Here is a 21,958-nt window from a genome sequence, read left to right on the forward strand (position 1 = left end):
GATTCCTCTTCTCTGTTTAAACAATTGATCACATTTTACCCAATACATGCGTGTATATTTTTCTGGTCAGTTCTGCAGTTTGACTCCAAGTAAACTGTTTGGACCGCTCTAACCCCAATTGTGAATAGGTGGCCCTTAGTGAGGTATTCGAAATGACGGTATAAATAGCCTCAGCCCAGGAGGAATAATCATCCGGGGCGATTAATATGCCTGCGTTCTCAATAATTTCGGGAATCGACGAAACGTTAGACCCAATCACAGGTGTGCCACATTGCATAGCTTCCAACAATGGCAACCCAAAACCCTCATAAATCGACGGCATAACAAACAGTGTAGCTGCACTATAGATGGCAGGAAGGTCGGTGTCATCTATAAATCCTGTGAAAACAACTTCGTTCTCCAATTGATTCTCCTTGACCCAATCAAAAATCGGGGTAAACTTCCAGCCCCGAGCCCCTACAATAACTAACTTTTCTTCAATATCATACTGATTCTTTAATAATAAAAAAGATTTTAATAAACCAATTAAATTTTTCCTTGGCTCGAGAGTACCTACAAATAAAACATATTTGGAAGGCAAGTCATACTTTTTTAAAATATCAGGGCAATTGTCAATATATCGGAAATGTTCGTCCGCTGCTAAGGGGACAACGCTAATTTTGCTCTCGGGAATGCGAAGTAGTTCTTCAATATCCCTTTTTGTTTGAATAGAATCGGCAATAATATAATCACACTTCTGTGCACTATAGGGAACCCATTTGCTGTGATGCTTTAATATCCGTTCGCTTGTCGCTTCTGGATAATGCATGTAGGCCAGATCATGAATAGTAATGACATGTTTTCCTTTTAAGACAGGTGTATAAGTAAAATTTGTTCCGTGGAAAATATCCACTTTTTTACCGCTCATCAAGTCATAAGGGAAATGGTAAAACATATTAGGTTTAAGCAGCCTGCGGATTACTTTATAAGGATACATGTTATTGATTAAATGCAGATGAAAATCACGCTCCATAGAGATGACATGATTTTCCCGAATAGATTTGGCAATACGGTTAAATGCTAAACTTACATTCATATCGGCTTGGGACGCGAATTGTTTTGCCAGACATTCAACATAACGTGCAATCCCGGATCTAGGTCCTAATAGGGGCTGGGCATCCAAAAAAACGTTCAAGATTAGTAAGCTCCTTCCCCTTTTATCACCACAGGAAGTGTTTTTAATAAAATTTTAATATCAAGAGCGATACTCCAGTTCTCAATATAATAAATATCAAGATTCATCCATTGCTGAAAAGATAGGTCACTTCTCCCACTAACTTGCCATAAACCGGTAATACCAGGAAGAACCTCAAGACGTCTCCATTCCCAATCCCCATAGCGTTCGACTTCATATGGAAGAGGGGGTCTTGGTCATACAAGACTCATGTTTCCAATGAGAACATTAAACAGTTGCGGGAGCTCGTCTATGGAGTATTTACGGATAAACCGCCCGACTTTTGTTATGCGAGGGTCATCCTTCATTTTAAAAGCAAGACCGTCAACCTCGTTCTTGTTCTGAAGATCATTCAGAAGTTTATCTGCATCAGTAACCATAGATCTGAATTTTAGCATATAAAACGGCTTCCCGTTTCTTCCAATACGCTCTTGCTTGTAAATGATCCCACCTTTGGAGTCCATTTTGATCGCAAGTGCAGTTAACAGGAAAATGGGCGAAATGATAAGTATTAATATAGCGGCGGCGATCATATCTATCATTCTTTTCAGAGCTAACCCGACACCCCGCATGGGGGTTTTAACCAAAGTAACGACGGGTAAAGCATTAATATTGCCTATTTGAACTGTACTCATAACAAGATTATAAAAATCGGGGACAATTTTAATATTAATATCCAACTTCCTTAGGTCTGTAATAATTTTATTAACTAAATCCCGTTCGGATGGAATGGTAATAATGATTTCTTCAACCAAGTGTTTATTAATTAATTGATTCAAACTGGATATTGGGCCTAAATATTTCTGGTTGTCACAATCCTCTTGTTCGTTATCATCGACGAAACCCACGATTCGATAACCAAGATATTTGTAGTTGGACAACTCTTCCATTAGAGATTTGCCGAATTTACCGGCTCCTACAATGACAACATTTTTGCTGACAATGCCTTTTTGAGCAAGTTGAATGTACGTTACACGCTTTAATCCCCGGATCACTCCTGTGGAGATAATAGCTAATATCCAGTAACTAACAATAACAATCCTAGAGAAATCGGTGAATTTCAGTAAAAAACTGACGCCAATAGTGATTAGCATGGAGAATGAGTACGCCTTTATTACTTTGTATAATTCTTCTGTAAGCCCTGAACCAGAACGAAATTGGTACAGTTTATAACGATAAACAAATACAGAATAAACTAGGGATGATATTACAAAAAAAGCCAAGTAATTTATAAAACGCGGAGACTGTAAATTCCAAATTGTAATATTTCTATCAAATTCTTGTTCAATTCGAAATTCGTATAAATAGAAATAAATCAAGCAAATTATAGATGCTTCGATAACAAAAAAAAGTATGGCTAATGCAACCGAATAATTTTTTTTTGTCTCTAATTGTCTATTCATCTCAATTGTAGGAATGTAATGACTTTTTTTTGATTTTGTTGTCGCAAACGGGTATTCCACGGAACGTACCTCCGAAAATTCGACTTGTTATACTAATTTTATTCTGAATATATAGAGGAAAGCAACTTTAGATATTGGCAATTTGTTAGTCTAGCTATTTATTTGGACACTTGATAACATGAAAATTAATTTAGTAGGCCTTCGGAAAAATGAACATATGAGTCTATTATACTAAGAATGTAGCGAAAGAAACAAATAATTCCAGCAATCGTTGCTTTGTCGCTTTTTGTTAGGCTATAATGTTATAGTTGTTTAAAATAGCTCGTTTTACGTCGATACTGGAGGGAAAGACATGACGATTACCGCAGTGATCATGGCTGGCGGGAAAGGCGAACGTTTCTGGCCCAAAAGCCGAACTCATCTCCCAAAGCAATTCTTGAATATATCTGGGAATAAATCTATGATTCAACAAACAATAGCTAGATTAGAGCAACTTATTGATATTTCACAAGTATTTATAGTAACAAATGAGCTTTATGCTGAATTGATCAGGGCGCAGCTACCTAGCTTACCGGTAGAAAATATTATTATTGAACCTGTAGGCAGAAATACAGCACCCTGTGTTGGCCTTGCCTCATTAATAATTGAAGAAAAATTTCCTGACAGTACAATGGTAGTATTACCTTCAGATCATATTATAGAAAATGAAGAAGGTTTTGTTCATATTCTACAAACGGCAGCTGATGTTTCTAATGAAAATAATAACCTAGTTACACTCGGTATAAAACCTACTTATCCTGAAACAGGCTATGGGTACATCGAAAGTACCAAGCAGGTCTCTATTGTTAATGATTTAGAAGTACACAAAGTCAATAAATTTGTTGAGAAGCCTAGCCTTGAAACTGCGCAGATGTATCTGGACTCAGGTAATTTCTTCTGGAATAGCGGCATCTTTATCTGGAAAACGGCAGTTATTCGTCAATATATTAAGGAATTAATGCCGGAAATGTATGATGTGCTTGAGTCCATGAAAGAAGCATTCAAGTTTTCAGACCGAAACGAAGTAATACGTTCGGAATTTTATAAGATGCCAGATCAATCTATTGATTATGGGATTATGGAAAAAGTAAATAATATCTATGTTATTCCTTGTATTTTCGGATGGGACGATGTGGGCAGTTGGACTGCTCTTGACAGGATTAATGAACGGGATGAACATGGAAATGTCATTAAGGGGAATATTTTAAATCTGGATACTAAACGTTGCATTATTGAAAGCAACGGCAAACTGATAGCTACGCTAGGAGTCGAGGATTTAATTATTGTTGATACCGAAGATGTAACGCTAATTTGTACTAAAGAAAAAGCCCAGGAGGTTAAGTTGCTGCTTAAGGAACTTCGTATGCAAAAACTTGATCAATATTTGTAATAATACAAATTCAAATTTTTTAAAAAAATGTCTTGGACAAAGGAGAACTTATTCAAATGACGAAGTCTGCTTTAATTACAGGAATTACGGGACAAGACGGCTCTTATTTAGCTGAGCTGTTACTCTCTAAGGGATATAAAGTCTTTGGCTTAAGAAGAAGAACGAGCGTCCCTATCCTGGAGAATATTGATCATATAAAGAACGAAATTGAGTTTCTTGAAGGGGATCTTTTAGACCAAGGTTCATTGATTCAAGCAGTTCGCGCCTCTAATCCGGATGAAGTTTACAACTTGGCTGCTCAATCTTTTGTAGGGACTTCCTGGGGCCAGCCTGTAGTGACGGGAGAAGTTACTGGAGTAGGCGTAACCAACATGTTGGAAGCCGTTAGGCTCATTAAACCAGAGGCAAGGTTTTATCAGGCGTCTAGCAGCGAAATGTTCGGTAAAGTTGTGGAAACACCACAACGGGAGACAACGCCATTTTACCCAAGAAGTCCATATGGTGTTGCAAAAGTATACGGCCACTGGATTACTGTAAACTATCGTGAAAGCTTCGATATGTTTGCTTGCTCCGGTATTCTTTTTAATCATGAATCTCCTCGCCGCGGCGTCGAATTTGTGACCCGTAAAGTAACGGATGCCGCTGCTCGAATAAAATTAGGTCTGCAAAAAGAACTTCGCATGGGGAACTTGGATGCCAAGAGAGATTGGGGCTTTGCAGGAGACTATGTGAAGGCTATGTATCTCATGCTGCAGCAGGATCAAGCTGATGATTATGTCATTTCTACGGGTGAAATGCATACCGTTCAGGAACTTGTTGAGATAGCATTTGGGCATGTAGGTTTGAAATGGCAAGATCATGTGGTAATTGATCCGAAATTTGTTCGTCCTGCAGAAGTAGATCTACTGTTGGGAGATTGTACAAAAGCAAAAGAAAAATTAGACTGGAAGTTGGAAGTTGGCTTTGAACAATTGGTTACCATGATGGTTGAGAGTGATTTGAGAAAAAACTCTAAATACAAGGTGTAATCATGAAAGTATCCCTTATAACTGGAATTAATGGATTTGTAGGTAAACATTTGGGATTATTACTAAAAATGAACGGTCATAATGTTTATGGTACTTCTAGACAACCATTTATTGAAGAAATGCCATATTCAGATTCACAGTTTAACCTATCATTTAACGATAAAGATGAAATAAAAAAGCTGCTTATAAGATTGAAACCAAATTTTATTTTTCATTTAATGGCACAAAGTAATGTTCCGAAATCTTGGGAAAACCCTGAAGAGACGAACTTTATTAATGTTACAAAAACTAAAAATCTTATTGAAGCAATAATTGAATTGAAGTCTTCCACTCGAATTATCAATATTGGCTCTTCTGAGGAATATGGATATAATCGTGATTGGAAGATGCCTATTAAAGAAACATATGACTTATTTCCACAAAATCCATACGGGAAATCTAAAGCTGCAGTTTCTAAATTAATACAACAATATGTAACTGAGTATGATTTAGATATTATCCACATGCGCCCTTTTAATCATATTGGACCTGGTCAGAAACTAGGGTTTGTTGTTCCTGATTTCGCAAATCAAATTATCCAAATCGAGGCTGGACGAAGAAATCCTGAATTAAAAGTAGGAAATTTATCGTCTCAAAGGGATTTTTCAGATGTTAGGGATATCGTAAAGGGTTACTTATTGGCAGCTGAAAAAGGGAGAAGAGGCCAAATCTATAATATTTGTTCTGGTTCACCTATACGTATAATATCTTTGCTGGAAAAACTTATTTCCTTTTCTACTGCAAAGATTTCTTATGAAGTTGATAGTAAACTTTTTAGACCAAATGATATACCAGAATATTTTGGTGATAACAGTAAGTTAATTGAACATACTGAATGGAGTCCGGAGTGGTCTATTGATGACACACTGTTGGATACGATGAACTACTTTAGAGATCTTCTCAAATTATAAGGGATTTGGTGGTCCAATGGGTACAAAATATGCAGGTCTATTAAGAGATTTAACAATTAAAGATTTTAAAAGCAAGTATGCCAGTTCCCATTTGGGGATATTGTGGAATGTATTAATGCCTATTTGTTATATATTAATTTACACTTTGATTTTTTCGAAATTAATGATGGCGCGACTACCCCAAATGACAGGAACATTTGACTACAGTATATATTTAAGTTCAGGTATTTTAGCTTGGACGATTTTTAATAATTCTCTTACAAGGCTTCAAAATGTATTTATAGAGAATTCTAATATTGTCAAAAAGGTTTATTTTCCTAAGGTGATCTTATTACTTGCGATAATTTGCTCTTCATTAATTGAATTATTTATAAATTATGTATTGTTATTTATTGTCTTGTTAGTAATCGGTCATCCTATATCTTTAAGTTATATTTTAGTTTTCCCTCTACTTATTCTGCTTCAGTCATTTGCTCTTGGGATTGGCTTAGCTCTTTGTGTAACAACAATTTATTTCCGTGATTTATCTCAGATATTCTCTATTATTCTTCCGCTATGGTTTTGGTTTACACCTATTGTTTATGTAAAAGACATAATTCCAGCCGAGTACCAGTTTTTAATAGAGTGGAATCCCTTATATTATTTCATGAATATATTTCAAGATATTGTTTTTAATAAAACTTTACTTTTTAGCGAATTTACTGTGCCTCTTTTAATTACTGTTTTTACAATTATTATAGGTACTTTATTTTATAGAAAACTTGCGCGTGAAGTGTCCGATTTGATCTAACAACAAAGGTTGGTGTCTTTAATGCAGCTTAACCTCAATACCGAGCAATTAAAAAAAAGGTTGAAGGAAAATATTGAACGAAACATCGTTACAGGGCATCAACTTCAAGATACGTATTTTTCGAATGTAGAAAAATTAATTGAAATTCACAATATTTCAGATGTTCACTATTTCTCACATAGAAAGTTTTTAGGTAAGTTTATTATAGCTTTTAAAAAAATAGTAAGAAAACTTATGAGACCGATTCTAAATAAACAAATTATATTCAACCAGTTAATGATTGAGAATATCCGCTTTTTACAACAACAGGTTAAACAAAATCAAACAGAGCAATTAAGAAAAGTAGAAGATTTATTAACCAATTCTATAGATGAGATAATTAACGATTTTGAAAGTTATCAAGTTACAAGGAATACTGATTTAACAGAAGTTGTTTTATCTAATAATGACTTAGCCAAGGACTTTCAGAAGTTCAAAGAAGAGATTACTACTGATACAAAATTAGTAACACAGATTGATTTGTTGAAATGTGACGTTGAAAAGCTAACAGCTTATATCGAGGAAATCAAGCAAGAATCAATAAAAGAAGCTTCAAAAAACATTCTTATTGAAATAAGTGATTTTTATTATAAAAAAAATGAGTTTGATTTAAGTTATCATTTGCTCTTATCAGCTTTGAAATATGACCCTCAGAATATAGAACTTGAGAGAAAATTACTTTCGGTGTTCGATACTCTAAATAAAAGTAGGGACTTACAATGAATAATGAATATAGGGCAAAAATAAATGTGGTAGAACAATCAGCACCAATAGCTCTTTCATTAAATCGGATGAGCAGTATTGTTCTTTCTATTACAAATATAGGCCAATGCACTTGGAGTGCCTATGATAAGAAAAATCCAATAACTATATGCTATAGAGTAAAAATTGAAAATAAAATTATATCTGAAGGAATCAGAACAAAATTACCTTACAATGTTGCTCCAGGAGAAGAAATTATTGTTAGAGCTAATTACATTATATCTGATGAACTTAAAAAGCAACGTGCTATTAATATAACTTGGGACCTTGTTCATGAAGGGATTTCATGGTTCGAAGATTATGGATCAGATAGTTTGCAAACAAATGTATTAATTGACTCCACTTTGGATAAAAAAAAGATTAGGACTAGAAAAAATAATGATGATGTAGCTATTCAATGTATCAATCTGTCTAAGCGTTATAAATTGTTTTCAAACTCTGTTCATAAGTTGGTCGATTTAATTCCTTTTCATAAAAAAAAGCAGTTTAAAGATTTTTGGGCGTTAAAGGACATTAATTTCAAAGTCTATAAAGGTGAGACTTATGGCATTATCGGCTTTAATGGGTCAGGAAAAAGTACATTGCTTAGCATATTAGCCCAAACAAAACAACAGACAGCTGGAGAATTTTATGTTAATGGAAGAATAGCGGCCCTTCTAGAACTTGGTGCTGGATTTCATTCGGAATTATCAGGTAGGGAAAATGTTATTTTAAATAGCCACCTACATGGTATCTCAAGAAGTGAAATGTTAAGCAGGATTGATGAAATTAAAGACTTTGCTGGCATTGGTGACTTCTTCGATAAACCGGTAAAGAGCTACTCCAGTGGAATGTTTGTTAGGTTGGCTTTTTCTTTGGCGATTAATGTGGATCCTGACGTTTTGATTATTGATGAAGCGTTGGCAGTAGGAGATGAAGTTTTCCAAAGAAAATGTTATAAGAAATTTGAAGAATTTAAGGCAAAAGGGAAAACGATAATTTTTGTTAGTCATGATTTGAATGCAGTACGTGCTTTGTGTACAAGGGTAGCTTTGATATATGATGGAAATCTGATATTTGAAGGATCTTCTAACGAAGTTGCTAATTATTATCAGAAAATGTCATTGACAGCAAATCTTGACCAAGTTAACAATACTGAAAAGAAAGAGAAAGACGATATTCGTTATGGGAATGGTAATGCCCGTATAACTTCCTTTAGGCTTAGCGATGAGAATAACGAAGAGAGTTCAGTATTCAAAACCGGTAAGTTCATAAGCATAGAAGTACAAGCAAAAGTAGAGCATTATATTGAGGAGCCAGTTATTGGAGTTTTATTTAAAACTATAAATGGTGTCGAGTTATTTGGCTCCAATAGTAAAATTTTGGGGTATAAAATAGAATCTGTAAATGCTGATGACATTTTAAAAGTTACATTTAAATTCCCAATGCATTTAAATGAAGGAACATACTTCTTAAGCCTTGGTATAACAGATCAATCCAATGGAGAGAGCATAACTGTAGACAGACTAGTTGACGTTACTTTCATTCGAGTAATTTCTGAAATGTCATGTCTGGGGCTTGTTAACCTAAACACAGGAGCTGAAATCAAAGGCTATGTCAACACAGGATTTGAATAATATACCGAAAGTATATTTCTTTTGTTTTAATTATCGAAAAGACAGAGATATTGAAGCTATAAAAAAAGAGGCAAAGACGTATTATGATAATTTTAGTGAGTTTGTAGATCGATTCGAATTTAAATTTATTTCATTAGAAGATGATTTAAAAGATAATGAAGAATATAACGATTCTGATTTAGATATCTCCTGCTGGGGATTTAAGTTTAGTGAATTATTAAATAAATATAATCCTGATATTATTCATGTGTTTAGTGATAGTCTAGAAGGTTATCATGTATTTGAAGAAAACTATGGAGATTTACCTTATCTAACATTATATACGGTTACAGGAATGGATCCTTTGCCACGATATGAAGAAGGATATTTAATTCATCTGCGACACGCAATTGATGTTGGAAATCTTCATATTGTGACAAAGTCATCGGTGGTATCACGAATGCTTTCAGAGTTGGGTATACGCTCTACACAAGTTATTACAAAGACAGATATGAAGCGAAACCAACTAAATAAAACAAACAATAACAATAAATTCACTATTGGTTTTGCATCATCTCCAATGTCAGATAATTCTTGGGAAGATAGAGGTATTCCATTATTACTTGATTTAGCTTCTAGTTTAAGTAGTTATCAATTTAAAATAGCTTGGCGTTCAAGAAATATGGAAAGATTAGCTCTTGAACTGCAACAACGTAAGTTAGATAATGTAGAAGTTTTAAACGGATTTATAGATATGTATGATTTTTATAAAGATGTGGATGCGGTGGTAGCTCCGTACACTTCATTTCATAATAATCACTCAAGCCCATTATCTATAATTGAAGCCATCGCTTTAGGAATACCAGTAATTGTGACCGGACAAGTAGGAATAAAGGATATTATTTCTAAATACGATTTTGGAATTATTACTGAAGCTACAGTTGAGGATTTAGTTCAGAAAGTTCGCTTATTAGTTGAAAAATATGATTATTATAAAAAGCAGGTTGACAGTAATGGAACAGCAGTGTTTTATTTAGATCATATCGAATTTCATGAATATATTAAATTATATACTTTAATTAGTGAACAAACTTCTGCACCGACCCTAAAGTATTGGCAGAATATTTTAAATAAAGCAGATAAATATTTAGTTATGGGTGAGAGAGAGATTGCTTATTATTACAATGATGAGAGAGTAGCAGCAATGTATGATGAGCATAGATTTAGTGAATACCCTATGAGGACGTTTGACTTAATAGAGAGATCAGCTATTAATTTCTTGATCGGGAAGTTTGGTCCGTTCAGGGTTAGCAAAGACTAAGCTGCTTGATATTGCGTCAGGTGATGGAAGAATTCTTAGAGAATTGACGAAATATGGACATGTCTCAGCACTTGAGAATTCTGGATTTATGATATCCGTTTCAGCTAGAAAGTTGGATTCAAACAGTAAAGTTACGTACATTAAGGATAATTTTTATGATTTTGAATCAATTCGGCATCAATATGATGTCATTACAATTTTTAGATTTATTAGGCACTATGATTATTGTGATCGTAAAAAAATATACCATAAGCTGTATGAGTTGGTTAGAGATGATGGTATCATTTTATGTGAATTCCCTAATAAAGTCACTGAAACTCAGTTGCGTGCCAGCATAGGATGGGAAAACTTCAATGTTTATGATGTATTCTGGCATGAGTTTGAAATTAAAGAAGAATTAGAAGAAAATAACTTTGAGATTTTAGACACCATTCCTTATGGTGAAATGTTGTTGTCCGAAGAGGTCGTTAAGAGCCAATCAGTGCCATTAGCTTTTTTAGTTTGTTTTAGAAAGAAAAGGGTGAAAATAAATTCGTGAAGAAAAAGATAGCCATATGCCACGCACAAGTACCATTCTTCTATGGTGGGGGCGAGGTTCATGCTGAATCCTTAAAAAGAGAACTATTGAAACGAAATTTTCATGCCGATATTGTTACTCTTCCTTATAAGTGGTATCCCAATGATCAATTAGTCCAAAGCATGCTTAATTGGCGCTTAATTGACCTATCAGAGAGCAATGGTGAAAAGATTGATTTAGTTATACCTATGAAGTTTCCTTCATACGGAGTACAACATGAAAATAAAGTTGTTTGGTTAATGCACCAGTTCAGACAAGTATATGATTTATATGGAACTCAATATAGTGAATTTGATCATACACCCGAAAATCAGTCCACTAGAGAGCTTGTTAAGAGATTTGATTTTAATACCATAAATGAATGCAGAAAAATATATACTACTTCTAATAACAATTCAAGCCGCCTTCAAAAATATAATAGTATAAGCGCTGAGGTTTTGTATCATCCACCAAAACACTATGGGAATTATTATACAGAAGATTATAATAATTATATCTTATCGGTTGGAAGATTAGATAAACTAAAAAGAATTGATTTATTAATTAAGGCAATGAAAGATGTAGATAAGAATGTAAATTGTATCATTGTAGGTACAGGTCCAGAGAAAGAAAATTTGGAGAAGTTAATTTATAAATTGGGTTTAGAACATAGGATAAAATTAGTGGGCTTCGTTGAAGATAAAGACTTGCTTCACTATTTAGCTAATTGTTTGGGAGTTTATTATGCTCCTTACGATGAAGATTACGGTTATGTAACATTAGAAGCATTTTTGTCGAAAAAAACGATTATTTCTTTTGAAGATTCAGGTGGAGTTCTAGAATTTGTCCAAGATAATGAGAACGGATTTATATTAAAAAATCCAGATCAAATTGCTGATAAGATTAACTTTTTATTTCACAATAAAAATACAGCAGTTTCTTATGGTGAAACAGGATATAATCTAGTTAAAGATATCTCATGGGATTATGTGATTGATCGATTAACTGAAACTATACGATAGGAAGAGATAGATGGATAAAATAGCTTTCTTTTCACCGCTTAATCCTATCCGTTCAGGGATTTCCGATTATAGTGAGGATTTGTTGCCATATTTAAAAGACTATTTTGACATAGATGTATACGTTTCTAATGGATTTGAGATAGAAAATGCGCATATTAGAACTAATTTCACCATAAGAACTTATAACGAATTTGCCAGGCTTTTTAATCAAAAAGAATATAAAGCAATAATCTACCATATGGGAAATAACTATTATGCTCATAAAGAGATTTATGATTTCATGATGCAATACCCTGGTATTGTAGTTTTGCATGATTTTTCTCTACATCACTTTTACGCGGCTAAAACGTTAGAGAACGGTGATATGAAGTCTTATGAAAATGAAATGTTTTATAGTCACGGAAAAGAGGGTTTAAGAGAGGTCGAAAAATTTGTAAAAGGTGAGATTCCGCCTATTTGGGAAACTAATTCATTAAATTTCCCTTTAAACTTAAGGGTACTTGACCGGGCAGCTGGAGTTATTGTTCACTCACAGTTTGCCCAGTCTCATTTACAGGAAATAGCAAGTTACGTACCTATTTGTGTTGCACCGATCCCTGCGCCTTTTATTGAAGATCCAGATAATATGGAAAATGCAAAATTTAACGCTAGAGAGAAACTTAATATTGATCAAGGTTGTTTGATTTTGAGTACGCTAGGATTTGTTAACCATACCAAGCGTGTAGATAAAATATTGGAGGCCTTGTATGAGCTAAAACGAGAAAGAGTTTTAAAAGATTTTAAATTTTATATTGTTGGGCAATTGGCTGCAGATTATCCTTTAGAAGAAAAAATAAAGAAATTAAGTCTAACTGAAGATGTTATTGTTACAGGATTCGTAGACCTGCAAGATTTCGATCGCTATATTTCAGCATCCGACATATGTTTTAATTTGAGGTATCCAACTCAGGGTGAAAACTCGGCAAGTTTACTAAGAATTATGGGGCATGGTAAACCAGTTATTACAACTGATATTGGATCGTTTAGTGAATTCCCAGAAGAAATAGTATTTAAAGTATCATATGGAGAAAAAGAAAAAGAAGAAATAAAACTTCAATTAAGTCATTTGTTGCATTATAAATTCAAAGAACTTGGAGAAAGTATAATTCAATATACTTTAAATAGGCATAGTATTTATCATTGTATCCAAAAATATAAGGAATTTTCAAATTCAATTATTTCTGGAAACCAGTGCAATACATTCTTAACACTTGATAAATTGATACAAAGTTTTGCATTGTCATCAAGTACTCTGTTCAACGAAAGCAATAATAATTCGATTAATAGATTTGTTAATTCTCTGAATGATATTTTTAAAGATAATACTCCACAAAATTAAATTTTAGAGGGTGTTTTGAATGAATTCTCCTGTAATAGTTAAGGAAAAAGTGGATTCATCTGTGCCACTGTTACTTTTTAAGCAATTAAGACCAAAACAATGGACTAAAAATTTTTTGGTTTTTGCAGCGCTTCTTTTTTCTTTTAAAGAAATAACGTTTGACATGAGTTTGAGTTCTATCATCGGATTTTTTTTGTTTTGTTTTGTTTCGGGCTGTGTATACATTATTAATGATTATGTAGATAGAGAGTCTGACAAAAATCACCCGGAAAAAAAATTTAGACCAATGGCATCGGGAGCACTTAATCCTTACCTCGCTCTTTCTTTTGGGCTCATTTTATTGGTAACTTCATTAATAGTTAGTTATTTTTTGCAACCTCTATTTTCGATAATCCTGATTATCTACTTTATACTTAATGTTGCATATTCACTTAAATTGAAGAATGTAGTTATTCTTGATGTTATGATCATTGCTGCTGGTTTCGTATTGCGGGCAATAGGTGGGGGAGTAGTTATAGGGGTAGGTTTTACTCCATGGTTTCTTATTTGTACAATGCTGCTAGCTCTGTTCCTTGCTCTGAGTAAAAGAAGACATGAACTTTTATTATTACAGGAATCTAAAGGGTCACATCGTAAAGTGTTAGATCATTATTCTCCTGAACTTGTGAATCAATTGAATAGTATTGTTACAACCGCAACTATAATTAGTTACTCTTTATTTACTTTTACTTCTGGAAGAACTATTCAGCTTATGTGGACTATACCATTTGTTTTATATGGGATCTTCAGGTATCTATTCCTTATTTATATTAAAGATAAAGGTGGGAGTCCTGAAAAGGTTTTATTAGAAGATAGACCATTACAAATTAATGTAGTTTTATATGCTATTACTGTTGTATTATTACTATCTTGCTTTGAGTGAGGAATTACTCCATGAATGAGAAAATATTTACTGTTAAAAAATATATAAAAGCATGTTTTATTATTTTTTCTGTTATTTTGATTTGTATGTCTCTTTATCATAAACCTAACCGATACGGTGATGGATGGGAATATTTTGGGATGACTCTATCTTTTGTAAATCATTTAAGTCCTGATTTGAGACAAGAAGATATCGAAATGAGGCACAAGGTAGCTATACAAGATAATATCGATGCGAATATTATTAAGGAAATAGATTATTCTGGTTATTTTGAGGATTTAAAAGGTGATTATTATTCTTATCACTTTTGGTTTTATTCCTTAATATGTGTACCTTTTTACTTAATGTTAAAAGTTTTCCATTTCGATACATTTAAGGTTTTTCAAGTTATTAATTCATTAATGTACATTTTGATGATTTGGTGGATAATTTATCGAAACTCATTTTGTGTTAAAAAGAAAATATGGTTAGTCATTGTTAGTTTTTTTAATCCTATCTTATTTTATATACCATGGAGTCATACAGAAGTCTTTAGTTATGTATTTTTATTTATTGGTTTATTAGAATTCTTAGAAAGAAGACTAATTGTATCTGTTCTATTAATATCTATTGCTTCATTACAAAATCCTGCAATTGCAGTTATATCAGCATGTATCGTTCTTTTTCATTTATATGAATCAAAGAAGCTTGATAAAAGATTTATTATATTAAGCTTATGTTCTTGTATTGTATTGATTCCTTATCTATTTTATTATATTAAGTTTAATCAATTTAACATAATAGCTTCAACGGGAATAGCATCTGTGAAATTAATTTCAATAAGTAAAATACTTAGTTTATTTTTTGATTTGAATTTTGGAATGATTGTCTATATCCCTGTCATTGTTGTTTGTTTATTATGCGCACTGTTCACTAGAAAAAGAAGTGCTGTTTTATGGGGAATTATTTTAATAATGATGTCAGTTGTTTGTGCTACTCAGGCAAATTGGAATAGTGGAATGATGTACATTAATCGATACACCGTTTGGATGATTCCAGTAGTCATTATTGCCACTTTGGATTTTATTGTTAAACTTAAAACGAAAAATATAATAATTTTAACAGTACTTTTTATTTTTACTTCTGGCCCTGTTATTTCTTATTGCATAATAAAGTATGATGGGTCAAATTATATTAAGTTTAGTCCTCTTGCTAGGTATGTGATGTCTGCTACTCCTTCTTTATATCAACCTCCGTATGAAGTTTTTGTAGAAAGAGCGCTTGGTAAAGAAGTTCCTTGGAATGAAGTTTTACCTCCAGTAGCGTTATGGAGTTGGTCAGGGGAAAGGAAGGCTTATATTCAGGATAGCTATGGTATCCAGGGATATCTGAATGGAAACTATAAAGCGACCTTATCCAAGGATATTTTTAATTTATCAAGTTTTAACCCGAAAGAGGATATTTTTAGCGAGCCTCAAAAAGCTGCATTTTTATCTGGATGGTATGGCCTTGAAACGAATTCGGTTTCTAATTATCGATGGATGGATGAAGTATCTGAGCTAATTTTTAATTCTAATACAGATAAAATTAGCGAGTTTAATTTAAACATTGGGAGCTTCTATCAGGAAAGAAATTGTGAAATCTATGTTAATGATCTTAAGGTATTTGTAGGGAAAATTAAATTAGAACCACATCGAATAGACTTTTCTGCGCATGTTAAACCAGGGTTGAATAAAATAAGAATCGTCTCTTTATCTCAAAGTACTACTCCAAATAAGATAAAGGAACTCCACAATGGCGATTCTAGGGCATTGAGCTTCAGTATTTCCTCTTTATCTATTAACAACTAGTTCGTAAGGGAAGATGGTGCTTTGGTGATTTTTATATTTGCTCCTTTCATAGCTTGGTTCATTTCGGGTGCATTAAAGTTTTTAATAAATTATTTGCGTTTTGGAAGAAATGCTTTCGAAAAAATTGGAAATGGGGGATTTCCTAGTACTCATACAACCATAATAATCACAACGGTTACACTTGTTGGTCTAAGTGAAGGATTCTCGTCATCTGTATTCGGTTTAGGAGTAGCTACAGCGTTAATAATAATAATTGATGCTCTAGGGCTTCGCCGAAATGTGGGAAAACATGCTGAAGTAATAAATAAGATTATAATGGAAAACCAATTAAATAATATAAAATTGAGAGAAAGTATGGGACATAAGAGACATGAAGTAGCTGGTGGGATATTACTAGGCATAGTAATTGGGTTACTCTTGCATTGGATTGTTAGTTTATAATAATTTTGGCGGGAAGGTCGGGGTTTATTTGTTGAACTTTGCATTAATTTTAATAGGTGTGTTATTGAATGCGATAGCCCAATTATTACTTAAAAAAGGTATGAATCTGATTGGAAATATCAATTTGAATGTTGATTCAATAATTAGTTTAATCCCATCATTATTAAAAAACATTTTTATTTGGGGAGGGATGGGAAGCTATGCAATTAGTATATTTATTTGGCTAATAGTACTTTCCAGGGTTCAAGTAAGTTATGCATACCCTTTTCTTAGCATTGGGTATATAGTGGCGGCATTTATTGGTTATTATTATTTAGGCGAAAGCTTATCAATATATAAGATATCAGGAATTGGCGTTATCTGTCTTGGTATAATAATACTATCGAGAGGTTAATTATGAAATATATAATTGTTGGTGGAAATGGATTCTTAGGCAGTCACCTTGTTCAAAGTTTATATAATAAAGGCGAAGAGATATTAATTTGCGATATTAACAGAAGTCGATCACAAGATTTTAATGACGATAGAATAATTTATCAACAGGTTGACATAACAAATAATGATTCGATAAAAAATATTAAAATTGATTCCGATGATGTTGTAATACATTTAGCTGCAAATCAATACCATAATAGAATTCCCAGAAATGATAGAGAGAAATTTTTTATGGATACTAACTATCATGGCACACAGAATATATTAGATGCAATGAACAAAAATAATTGTTCGAAGTTAATTTATTTTAGTACTGATATGGTTTATGGAAAGCCACGGTATTTGCCAGTCGATACTCTTCATCCTCATAATCCATTTGGTCCTTATGGGAAAAGTAAAAAAGAGTCAGAAATACTCTGTAATAATTTTAGAGAAATTGGAATGAATATCACTATCTTTAGACCAAGAATGATTATTGGCCCTGGGCGATTAGGAATTCTTAAGAAGCTCTTTAAGTTAATATCTCTAAATTTACCTGTTCCATTAATAGGTAATGGACAGAATTGTTATCAAATGATCTCTGTATTTGATTGTGTTTCTGCGATAGAAAAAGCGCTTATCCATGGGATACCTAACCAAGAGTTTAATTTAGGTTCAAAAAATCCACCTACTGTTTATGAGCTTTTAAGTGAACTCATATCTTCAGTTAAATCAAAATCTTTATTAGTCCCCACAAATGGAAAAATGGTTAAATCATCATTAAGTTTATTAGCTTCACTAGGTATTGAATTATTATTTAAAGAACAGTACATGATTGCTGATGAGAACTACCTTGTAGATGTTACGAATACGGAACGAATATTAAATTGGGAACCTTTATATACGGATAAAGATATGATTTTTAAAGCCTATGAATTCTATAAAAAGCCACAGCCTATTAACTAATAATAGGCTGTATTTAGTAATTCTATAAACTAAAGCAGAAAGTATTGTTAAATGGCTGGCAAAAAAAAATAGGAGAATATTATGAATTCCAGACTTAATTATTTCTTTTATATAAGCATTATTGTTATTTCTATCTTTTTAGCAATATTTATATTAAATATTTGGTCCTTTGACTTGTCGGTTCCTTTCTATTATATTGGAGATTCTATGCAAGTCGCAGGTTGGGTTAAATCAATTATAGACCATGGTTGGTACTATACTAATTCGTCTATAGGCATGCCGTTCGGTCAAGAAATGTATGATTATCCAAGTTCAGATTTATTTAATTTCTTTATTATTAAAGTATTTAGTCTATTTTCTGATAAATTTGGTTTTATTATGAATCTGTTTTTCCTAATTGGTTTTCCTCTTTCGGCATTATCAGCTACATTTGTAATGAGGCATCTTAAATTTTCTTATTATTCAGCCTTTGTCACGGGGATCTTATTTGCTTTTCTTCCTTTTCATTTTTTCAGAAATGAAACCCATATGTTTTTATCTTTTTATTGGACAATCCCTCTTATTATTTTAGTGTTAAACTGGGTGTTTATATATGATCGTCCTTCAAAAAAAGTTATTATTATAAGTGCGACAATCCTTCTTGTTGTTTCTAGTTCTGGGATATATTATTCTTTTTTTTCTTGTATCTTACTTGTCGCTATTGGTATTATAAAATCGATAAAAAATGCGGCAATTAAGTCAATAATATTTCCTTTAGTCCTGACGTCGGTTATTGCTATAGGGTGTTTAGCAAATCTAAGTCCAACAATAATTTATTCTCTAAAGCACGAAAAAAACTTGGAAACATCCCATAAAAATTATGGCGAAGCAGAGGCTTACGGATTAAAAATTACTCAGTTAGTACTTCCTGTAAATGGCCATAGAATTCCAGCACTTGCGAGTTTAAAAGACAAGTATAATCAAAATTATTCTATTAGTTCCGGTAGTTCACATGCTGCACTGGGAATCATTGGGTCTATTGGTTTTGTGATCATGTTATTTAGTCTTTTATTGCAGGTAAAAGATGAATTGTTGGCGAGAACGGGTAAATTAAATATTCTGATTATTCTGCTTGCTACTATTGGCGGAATCGGTTCCATTATATCGTTTGTAGTTCCAGAAATACGTGGCTATGATCGGATTGGTTTATTTATTGCTTTTCTTGCTTTTATTTCATTTTTCTCAGTGGTTGAGAGATTAAATTCCAAAAGTCATATTTGCTCAATTATTTTATATTTTACTATATTAGTTATTGGTATATTTGATCAGACTACTACTGGTTTTGCTGTCAGTCCTGATGTACAAAAAGAGTTTAACAGTGATGAAAACTTTGTCAATAAAATTGAGTCAATTGAGCCGAAGTACTCTATGGTATTTCAATTGCCATATGTAGCCTACCCCGAGAGCCCAAATGTTCAAGGTATGGCTGATTACTCTTTGAGTAAGGGATACCTACACTCTACAAATCTATTATGGAGTTATGGGGCTATGAAGGGAAGATATGCTGATCTCTGGCAAAAGACTATCTCTAAAAAATCAACTCCTGACATGATTAAGCAGTTAGCATACGCAGGATTTCAAGGTATTTATATTGATCGTTTTGGGTATCCGGATAAAGCAAAAAATATTGAGGATGATTTTAAAAAAAATTTACGATCGACACCAATAGTTAGTGAAGATGGACGATTGTCCTATTTTAGTTTGTCTGAATACAAAAAAGAACTAAATCTAACGGACACTGAAGCTCAAAACTTAAAATCAAAAGCATTATACCCAATTATTGAAGATTGGACTAATGGGTTTTATGGACTGGAGCAGGACGATACTCATAAATGGAGATGGAGTTCTAAAGAAGGTGATTTATTACTTAACAATTATTCTAAAGAATTTAAAGAAATTAACATAAATTTTGGGTTAACAACTGGTAATGCCGAATTGTCAGAGGTTTCTATGTCAGGTTTGATTAATGACTCTATTTCAGTAAATAATGAAACAATTTATATACATAGAAAGGTTATTGTTCCCCCTGGTGTCCAAAGGATACATTTTGAAACTACTGCTAGAAAGTTGAACGTTCCTGATTCTCGAGAGCTTTTTTTTAATGTAGTAAACTTTACAATAGAAGAATAATAAAGAATGCTTGTTAATTAACTGATGAAGTTTATAGTTCCATTACTTTTAGGCCAGCCATTTAACAAACTATGGTGATCATTTCTATATCTCTGAGCTGTAGAAGACTGGAGGAAAGGTACAGAACATAACACAGTAAGGACCTTTAGGCAATTGAATAACATTATTTCAAGTAAATTATCAACTTCTGATTGCCTGCTCCAAAATCCCCCAGGCCCGTCAACCTTGTCTGCATAATTGTCCAAGTCCCCACATAGACATGTTATCAGTTGATTTTACTTTTGGTGCTGGAGGGGATTGGAATGCGGCGATTCACATGGGTGATTGCCTTAGTGATGTGCTTGAGCTTGGTGTTGGCCGGGTGCGGCAAGAAGGATGCAGGGTCGGTCGTCAAGGATCTGGATGGAGTGATGAACAAGCTGCAGAGCTACCAAGGCAGTGGGAAAATGGTGCTTCACACTGGACAAGAACCCCAGGAGTATCAAGTCGAGGTATGGTATCAAAATCCTCATTACTACCGGATTTCGTTAACGAACGCGAAAAAGGATATTACGCAAATTGTTTTGCGCAATGACGATGGCGTATTCGTTCTTACACCGCATTTGAACAAAAGCTTCCGGTTCCAAAGCGATTGGCCGGAAAATCAGGGACAAGTTTATTTGTATCAATCGCTTGTCCAAAGTATTTTGATGGATAACGACCGTCAATTCACAGTCGATCCGAATGCTTACGTATTCGATGTGCTGGCCAATTATCAGAATGGATCGCTGGCGCGGCAGAAGATTTGGCTGGACAAGAAAAGCTATGCTCCGCAAAAAGTCGAAGTGTCCGACCAAGAATCCAATGTCATGGTCATGGTGGATTTTACACAGTTCGAGTTTGGGAAAAAATTCGAGAAGGATTCTTTTGATATGCAGCGTAACATGACAAGCTGGAACATCCAGTCCCTGCCGACCATGGGGACCAATGGAGATACTCCGTCGGGAGGGAAAACGCCGGCAGGAGACAGTCAAGCAAGCGGTACTCATGATCCAGGGACTATGGATGCAAAAAGCAGCGCAGCTGGCGGTAGGAATGCCGCTAACGGCACCACCGCAGCCCAGGGAGGCGCATCCGCCAGCACAGGGGCTGCTAGCGGGACTGCAGCCAATGCCAGCAAGCAGAAGGCGGGGCAGCCGGAATTCGGCGTCATCGAGCCGACTTACCTGCCAAGCGGCGTAAAGCGGCAGGATGTAAACGAGATCAAGCTGGGTGAAAATAAAGCGATCATGCTGCGCTACGCCGGCAAATACAACTACACGCTCGTGGAATCTCATCCGGAGACGCAGACAGTTTCGAATCTGCCGTCCGATATTGTAGACCTTGGTTATACGCTGGCTGTTATCACCGGCGATGAGAAAAAGACGCTGATGTGGACGTACGAGGGCGTTGAGTTCCGCCTTTCCACTGGCGATCTGCCGCTGACTGAAATGATCAAGGTAGCCCAAGCGGTTCAAGGGGAGAGCGGTAAATAACGGATATCTATACAATGATCTGATATCCCTTTTGAAGCACCGAATCAGCGACAGAGGTAACACATTGAATTCTCCAACGCGGCGGTCAGTCGAACCCTCTGTGTCTTTCCATGAGTGTACATCCAGTAGTGAACTGCCAAGCCAATAGCGATCCAGGAGCCTGTATAACCGCATCAGCGGGGATACGGGCTTCTTTTTTCATGTGGGAGTAAAAATT

Annotated in this window: 18 protein-coding genes and 1 pseudogene; 17 read left to right on the forward strand and 2 right to left on the reverse strand. The window is 34.1% G+C overall.

The features are described from left to right. Positions 1-28: 28 nt before the first annotated feature. Complete coding sequence (locus ACHHV8_RS00230; protein ID WP_395155706.1) at positions 29-1,174, reverse strand: glycosyltransferase family 4 protein; 1,146 nt, start codon at positions 1,172-1,174, stop codon at positions 29-31. Positions 1,175-1,176: 2 nt separating this feature from the next. After that, positions 1,177-2,616 (reverse strand): annotated as a pseudogene (locus tag ACHHV8_RS00235) (sugar transferase). A 352-nt stretch (positions 2,617-2,968) separates the two neighbouring features. Here ACHHV8_RS00235 and ACHHV8_RS00240 point away from each other — a divergent pair. From ACHHV8_RS00240 to ACHHV8_RS00320, 17 genes are all read left to right on the forward strand, one after another. Then, positions 2,969-4,045, forward strand: coding sequence for a mannose-1-phosphate guanylyltransferase (locus ACHHV8_RS00240; protein ID WP_395155708.1), 1,077 nt, complete (start codon positions 2,969-2,971; stop codon positions 4,043-4,045). 56 nt (positions 4,046-4,101) lie between these two features. Further along, a complete protein-coding gene (gmd, locus tag ACHHV8_RS00245) occupies positions 4,102-5,073 on the forward strand; it encodes a GDP-mannose 4,6-dehydratase (RefSeq protein ID WP_395155710.1) in 972 nt (323 codons plus the stop codon). Between the two features lie 2 nt (positions 5,074-5,075). Next, positions 5,076-6,023: a GDP-mannose 4,6-dehydratase gene (locus ACHHV8_RS00250; RefSeq protein WP_395155712.1), complete on the forward strand. Its 948-nt coding sequence runs from the start codon at positions 5,076-5,078 to the stop codon at positions 6,021-6,023. A 16-nt stretch (positions 6,024-6,039) separates the two neighbouring features. Further along, positions 6,040-6,813 carry an ABC transporter permease gene (locus tag ACHHV8_RS00255; protein WP_395155714.1) on the forward strand — a complete coding sequence of 258 codons (774 nt, stop codon included), beginning with the start codon at positions 6,040-6,042 and terminating at the stop codon, positions 6,811-6,813. Positions 6,814-6,834: 21 nt separating this feature from the next. After that, entirely contained in the window at positions 6,835-7,575 is a 741-nt protein-coding gene (locus ACHHV8_RS00260; RefSeq protein WP_395155716.1) for a hypothetical protein, read from the forward strand. Next, positions 7,572-9,230 (forward strand): ABC transporter ATP-binding protein, encoded by a 1,659-nt coding sequence (locus ACHHV8_RS00265; RefSeq protein WP_395155718.1) that lies wholly within the window; start codon positions 7,572-7,574, stop codon positions 9,228-9,230. Before ACHHV8_RS00260 ends, ACHHV8_RS00265 begins: the two co-directional genes overlap by 4 nt. Then, positions 9,208-10,530, forward strand: coding sequence for a glycosyltransferase family 4 protein (locus ACHHV8_RS00270; protein ID WP_395155720.1), 1,323 nt, complete (start codon positions 9,208-9,210; stop codon positions 10,528-10,530). The genes ACHHV8_RS00265 and ACHHV8_RS00270 overlap by 23 nt, the downstream gene beginning before the upstream one ends. Beyond that, a complete protein-coding gene (locus ACHHV8_RS00275; protein ID WP_395155722.1) occupies positions 10,502-11,068 on the forward strand; it encodes a class I SAM-dependent methyltransferase in 567 nt (188 codons plus the stop codon). Before ACHHV8_RS00270 ends, ACHHV8_RS00275 begins: the two co-directional genes overlap by 29 nt. Beyond that, a complete protein-coding gene (locus tag ACHHV8_RS00280) occupies positions 11,065-12,108 on the forward strand; it encodes a glycosyltransferase family 4 protein (protein ID WP_395155724.1) in 1,044 nt (347 codons plus the stop codon). The genes ACHHV8_RS00275 and ACHHV8_RS00280 overlap by 4 nt, the downstream gene beginning before the upstream one ends. Before the next feature lie 10 nt (positions 12,109-12,118). Then, positions 12,119-13,486, forward strand: coding sequence for a glycosyltransferase family 4 protein (locus ACHHV8_RS00285; RefSeq protein ID WP_395155726.1), 1,368 nt, complete (start codon positions 12,119-12,121; stop codon positions 13,484-13,486). 19 nt (positions 13,487-13,505) lie between these two features. Beyond that, the gene (locus tag ACHHV8_RS00290) at positions 13,506-14,408 is read left to right on the forward strand and encodes a decaprenyl-phosphate phosphoribosyltransferase (protein ID WP_395155728.1); all 903 of its coding nucleotides are present in this window, start codon (positions 13,506-13,508) and stop codon (positions 14,406-14,408) included. A gap of 11 nt (positions 14,409-14,419) precedes the next feature. After that, entirely contained in the window at positions 14,420-16,237 is a 1,818-nt protein-coding gene (locus ACHHV8_RS00295; RefSeq protein WP_395155730.1) for a hypothetical protein, read from the forward strand. A gap of 24 nt (positions 16,238-16,261) precedes the next feature. Next, positions 16,262-16,678, forward strand: coding sequence for a divergent PAP2 family protein (locus ACHHV8_RS00300; protein WP_395163385.1), 417 nt, complete (start codon positions 16,262-16,264; stop codon positions 16,676-16,678). A gap of 31 nt (positions 16,679-16,709) precedes the next feature. Continuing rightward, positions 16,710-17,072: a DMT family transporter gene (locus ACHHV8_RS00305; RefSeq protein ID WP_395155732.1), complete on the forward strand. Its 363-nt coding sequence runs from the start codon at positions 16,710-16,712 to the stop codon at positions 17,070-17,072. Positions 17,073-17,074: 2 nt separating this feature from the next. Then, the gene (locus tag ACHHV8_RS00310; protein ID WP_395155734.1) at positions 17,075-18,058 is read left to right on the forward strand and encodes an NAD-dependent epimerase/dehydratase family protein; all 984 of its coding nucleotides are present in this window, start codon (positions 17,075-17,077) and stop codon (positions 18,056-18,058) included. 81 nt (positions 18,059-18,139) lie between these two features. Beyond that, complete coding sequence (locus ACHHV8_RS00315) at positions 18,140-20,227, forward strand: hypothetical protein (RefSeq protein ID WP_395155736.1); 2,088 nt, start codon at positions 18,140-18,142, stop codon at positions 20,225-20,227. A 302-nt stretch (positions 20,228-20,529) separates the two neighbouring features. Next, on the forward strand, positions 20,530-21,741 hold the full coding sequence (locus ACHHV8_RS00320) for a DUF4367 domain-containing protein (RefSeq protein ID WP_395155738.1): 1,212 nt from the start codon (positions 20,530-20,532) through the stop codon (positions 21,739-21,741). Positions 21,742-21,958 lie beyond the last annotated feature (217 nt).

This window comes from Paenibacillus sp. TAB_01 (assembly GCF_043945595.1).
GTDB lineage: Bacteria > Bacillota > Bacilli > Paenibacillales > NBRC-103111 > Paenibacillus_S.